This window comes from Monashia sp. HAY1-2A, assembly GCF_056755315.1.
On record NZ_JBNDHY010000225.1, the window covers coordinates 1 to 5,115 of the forward strand.

Here is a 5,115-nt window from a genome sequence, read left to right on the forward strand (position 1 = left end):
TCCGTCGTCGGCAGCGTCAGATGTGTATAAGAGACAGGTCCGGGTGGCCCTCGGCACGGGCGACGTCGCGGCGCTGACCAAGGTGCCGGGCATCGGCCGCAAGGGCGCCGAGCGGCTCGTGCTCGAGCTCAAGGACAAGCTCGGCGCGCTCCCCGGGTCCGGCAGCGCGGCCGAGCCGGTCCCGCTCGAGACGGGCGACGCGTGGCGCGAGCAGGTGCGCGAGGCCCTCGTCGGGCTGGGGTGGAACGTGCGACAGGCCGAGGACGCCCTCGACAAGGTCGCGCCGAGAGCCGCGGAGGGCGCCGGCGTCTCCGCGCTCCTACGGGCCGCCCTCCAGGAGCTGGGCCGATGAGGCGCGACCGGTCCGGCGCCGAGGCCGCCGACCTGCCCGACCTCGAGGTCTGGGACGACGGGTCGTTCGACGCCACCGCGCGCATCGTCGACGCGCGGGTCCACGACGACGGCCCGGGTGACGAGCGCCAGGTCGAGGCCGCGCTCCGCCCGCGTCGCCTCGACGACTTCCCCGGGCAGGACCGCGTCCGCGAGCAGCTCGGGCTCGTCCTCACGGCGGCCCGCGGTCGCGGCACGCCGCCGGACCACGTCCTGTTGTCCGGGCCCCCCGGGCTCGGCAAGACCACGCTGGCGATGATCGTCGCGAGCGAGCTCGAGCAGCCGATCCGCATCACGTCGGGACCCGCCATCCAGCACGCGGGTGACCTCGCGTCCGTGCTGTCCTCCCTCGCCGAGGGCGAGGTCCTCTTCCTCGACGAGATCCACCGGATGTCCCGCTCGGCCGAGGAGATGCTCTACCTGGCCATGGAGGACTTCCGGGTCGACGTCATCATCGGCAAGGGCCCCGGAGCCACCGCCATCCCGCTCGAGCTGCCCCCCTTCACGGTCGTGGGCGCGACGACGCGCGCCGGTCTGCTGCCGGCGCCCCTGCGCGACCGCTTCGGCTTCACCGGCCACCTCGACTTCTACGCACCGCAGGACCTCGTCTCGATCCTGCACCGCTCGGCGCGGCTGCTCGGGCTCGACGCCGACGAGGACGGCATCGCCGAGATCGCGCTGCGCTCCCGCGGGACCCCGCGCATCGCCAACCGGTTGCTGCGCCGGGTCCGCGACTGGGCACAGGTCCACGGCGAGCACCGGGTCAGCCGCAGCGCGGCACGCAGGGCCCTCGAGCTGTTCGACGTCGACGAACGCGGCCTCGACCGCCTCGACCGCGCCGTCCTCGAGGCACTGTGTCGGCGCTTCGCCGGAGGCCCCGTCGGGTTGTCCACGCTCGCCGTGGCGGTGGGGGAGGAGCCGGACACCGTCGAGACCGTCGCGGAACCGTTCCTCGTGCGCGAGGGCTTCATGGTGCGCACGCCCCGCGGCCGCGCCGCCTCGACCCTGGCCTGGGAGCACCTCGGTCTGGCTCCGCCCGCCGACGCCCAGGCCATCTGGTCGGCGACCCTGCCGCTCGACGACGCCGGCGGCGGCCGCTTCGACGGCTGAGCAAACGCTGCCAAAACGTGACCGCAGGCCCGCGTGTGAACGATGTGAGCGTTCTGACAAACTGCGGGCGCGCACGTAGACTCCTGCGGGCACCCTCGCCGCTGCCGCGGCACCATCAGGTGCCTCCGGTCGTTGACGCCACAGCCGACGCCCCACCGGTCCCACACGATCGGGATCGCCGTGCTGGGTGTGCACCGGACGTAGACACGAAGGATTGAGCTGACATGAACTCCAACGGGTCCTTCTCGTTGCTGATCTTCCTCCTGCCCCTGCTCCTCATCGGGTGGCTGTTCTGGACCCAGAACAAGCGGATGAGGCAGATGCGGGAGTTCAGCTCCGCCCTGTCCGTCGGCGACCAGGTCGTCACGTCCTCCGGCATCTTCGGCACCGTCCGCCACCTCGACGACTCCTCCGCCTGGCTCGAGGTCGCCGAGGGCGTCACGATCCGCGTCGACCGCCGCGCCGTCGCGATGAAGCAGGACCCCGCGGCCGCCGGTGGCTCCAGCGAGGGTCCTGCCGTGGCTCCCGGCGACGACGCGCCCGGCACCACCCCGACGGGTCAGTGAGGCCTCCGTGGCACGCACGTCCATCCGCAGGTCCGCGACACGCACCCTCGTCGCGCTCGTCGTCCTCATCCTCGGCCTCGGCGCCCTGACCGCGGGCCTGGCGAAGTGGGGTGGCGGTTCCGTCGCCCCGCGTCTGGGTCTCGACCTCGAGGGCGGCACCGAGCTGGTCCTCAAGCCGGTGACGGTCGGCAACGCCGCACCGGTGACCCAGGGGCAGATCGACCAGGCCGTCGACATCATCCGCCAGCGCATCGACGCCAACGGGGTCAGCGAGGCGGAGATCTCGACGCAGGGCGGCGACAACATCGTCGTGTCGATCCCGGGCAGCCCGACCAAGGAGCAGCTCGACGCCATCCGCAAGCCGTCCCAGCTGCGCTTCCGGGCCGTGTTCGTCCAGACCGTCGACACCACCGCAGCTCAGGTGAACCCCGGTGGCGGCGCGACGGGCTCGACCGGCACGCCGACGCCCACTGGCACGGCGACCGGCACACCCACCGGCACGGCCACGACGCCGGCCGCCAAGCCGTCGACGTCGGCGACGGCCCAGAACGGCGCGGTCCCGCAGGCGCTGCGGGCGGCCACCTCCACCCCGGCGCCGAAGGCCACCGGCGGCACTGCCACGACGGCCGCGACCCCGCCTCCCGCCGCGACGACGCCCGCCGCTCCGACGCCCGAGGAGTCCGAGGCCGCCGTCAAGGCCCAGGTCAGCAAGGGCCTCGTCGGGCTGGGCTGGGCCAAGGCCAAGGCCGACACCGCTGCCGCCAAGGCCGCCAAGGACTTCGTGGCGCTCAGCTGCGGCAAGCCCGGCGTCGTCGACGCCATCGTCGACGACCCGAGCCAGCCGCTGGCCACCTGCAGCGACGACCGCACGTCCAAGTTCGTCCTCGGCCCGGTCGAGATCGACGGCAGCCAGATCTCCGACGCCTCGAGCGGCTTCCAGCCCGGCCCGAACGGCCAGCCCACCTCGATCGTCGAGGTCGTCCTGTCCTTCAACTCGGCCGGCGCCAAGAAGTTCGCGGAGGTCACCAAGCGCCTCTACGGCCTGCAGAGCCAGCCGCCGATGGACCAGTTCGCCGTCGTGCTCGACAAGTCCGTCATCACCGCTCCCCAGGCCCGCGCCGTCATCAGCGACGGCCGCGCCTCGATCACCGGCTCGTTCACGATCGACTCGGCCAAGGCCCTGGCCCAGCAGCTGAAGTTCGGTGCCCTGCCCCTGGAGTTCAAGCTCCAGACCAACGACACCATCACGCCACAGCTCGGTGAGGAGCAGCTGCGCATCGGCCTGCTCGCCGGGCTCGTCGGCCTGCTCCTCGTCGTCGTGTACTCCCTCTTCCAGTACCGGGCACTCGGGTTCGTCACGGTGGCCTCGCTGCTCGTCGCGTCGGCCATCACCTACCTCGCCGTCACGATCCTCGGCACGACGCACGGGCTGCGCCTGACGATGGCCGGCGTCACGGGCCTCATCGTGGCCATCGGTGTCACGGCCGACTCGTTCATCGTCTACTTCGAGCGCATCCGCGACGAGGTCCGCGACGGGCGCCCGCTCGTGGCCGCGGTCGAGACGGGCTGGAAGCGGGCCCGACGCACGATCATCGCCGCCGACGCCGTCAACTTCATCGCCGCCATCGTGCTGTACGTGCTCGCCTCCGCCAACGTCCGCGGTTTCGCCTTCACGCTCGGGCTCACCACGATCATCGACCTGCTCGTCGTCGTCATGTTCACGCACCCGACGGTGCAGCTGCTCGCGCGCACGACGTTCTTCGGCGGCGGGCACCGGTGGTCCGGCCTGGACCCGAAGCGCCTCGGCGCCAAGGAGTCGCCACGCTACCGGGGCCGTGGCCAGTTCGGCCCGCCGCGCCCGGCCGCCCCCGCCGGCACGCCGGCCCGTGCCGGCGCCAGCACCCGCACCGCCGAGGGGAAGGCCTGACCCATGATCAGCTTCGCGCAGGTCGGCAACGACCTCTACACGGGCAAGCGCTCGATCGACTTCATCAAGCGCCAGAAGCTCTGGTACGCCTTCTCCGGCGTCCTCGTCGCGCTCGCCCTCCTCGGCATCTTCGCCAGGGGGCTGAACTTCGGCATCGAGTTCAGCGGCGGCTCGGAGTTCCGCGTCCAGAACGTCACGAGCACCGAGGGCTACGAGGAGAAGGCCCAGGCGGCCATCGCCGACGCGAGGATCAGCGGCAACGTCGTCACGACCGTCGTCGGGCAGAACACCGTCCGGGTGCAGACCGAGGCGGCCGACGACAGGACCGACGCGGCGCGCACCGCCCTCGCCGAGGAGTTCGGCGTCCAGCAGAACGCCGTGAGCGCCTCGCTCATCGGCCCGAGCTGGGGTGAGACCGTCAGCCAGCAGGCGATCCGCGGCCTCATCGTCTTCCTCGTGCTCGTCACGATCGTCATGGCGCTGTACTTCCGGACGTGGAAGATGGCGCTGTCGGGCCTCGTCGCCCTGCTGCACGACCTCGTCATCACCGTCGGCATCTACGCCCTTTTCGGGTTCGAGATCACGCCGTCGTCCATGATCGGGTTCCTCACGATCCTCGGCTACTCGCTCTACGACACCGTCGTCGTCTTCGACAAGGTGCGCGAGAACACGGCGGACGCCTTCCGGACGCGGCGCATGACGTACCCCGCGGCGGCCAACCTGGCCGTCAACCAGACTCTCGTGCGCTCCATCAACACGACGGTCGTGGCCCTGCTGCCGATCGCCGCGATCCTCTTCGTCGGCTTCACCTTGCTCGGTCCGGGGACCCTGCTCGATCTCGCCCTCGCCCTGTTCATCGGCATCGGCGTCGGCGCGTACTCGTCGATCTTCATCGCGACGCCGCTGCTCGTCGACCTGCGGCGCGGCGAGAAGGCGGTCCGGGACCTCGACCGCTACGTGGCCAAGCACGCTCCGCGGGCGGACGCCCCGGCGTCCGACGTGTTCGCCGACGGCGAGCCGGTCGCGGTGGGGGCCGACGCCCCGGTCGCCGCGGCCTCCGGCAGCTCGGCCACCAGCGGGGCCACTGGCGGCAGAGCCGACACGCCCACCCCCCCCTCCCCC

5 protein-coding genes are annotated in these 5,115 nt (G+C 72.0%); all 5 read left to right on the forward strand.

The features are described from left to right. Nucleotides 1–352 (forward strand): Holliday junction branch migration protein RuvA (ruvA, locus tag ACPYOM_RS20835; protein WP_481347414.1); only part of this gene is annotated, 352 nt, incomplete at its 5' end. Next, nucleotides 349–1,500, forward strand: coding sequence for a Holliday junction branch migration DNA helicase RuvB (gene ruvB / locus ACPYOM_RS20840; RefSeq protein ID WP_481347415.1), 1,152 nt, complete (start codon nt 349–351; stop codon nt 1,498–1,500). The genes ruvA and ruvB, both read left to right, overlap by 4 nt. A 224-nt stretch (nt 1,501–1,724) precedes the next feature. After that, a complete protein-coding gene (yajC, locus tag ACPYOM_RS20845) occupies nt 1,725–2,066 on the forward strand; it encodes a preprotein translocase subunit YajC (protein WP_481343170.1) in 342 nt (113 codons plus the stop codon). Between the two features lie 7 nt (nt 2,067–2,073). Beyond that, entirely contained in the window at nt 2,074–3,993 is a 1,920-nt protein-coding gene (gene secD, locus ACPYOM_RS20850; RefSeq protein WP_481347416.1) for a protein translocase subunit SecD, read from the forward strand. 3 nt (nt 3,994–3,996) lie between these two features. Further along, nucleotides 3,997–5,115, forward strand: a 1,119-nt coding sequence (gene secF / locus ACPYOM_RS20855; RefSeq protein ID WP_481347417.1) for a protein translocase subunit SecF, incomplete at its 3' end; no start/stop codon positions are given.

Coding starts and splice junctions, on each gene's coding strand:
- ruvB (WP_481347415.1), top strand. CDS start 349: ATGAGGCGCGACCGGTCCGGCGCCGAGGCCGCCGACCTGCCCGACCTC.
- yajC (WP_481343170.1), top strand. CDS start 1,725: ATGAACTCCAACGGGTCCTTCTCGTTGCTGATCTTCCTCCTGCCCCTG.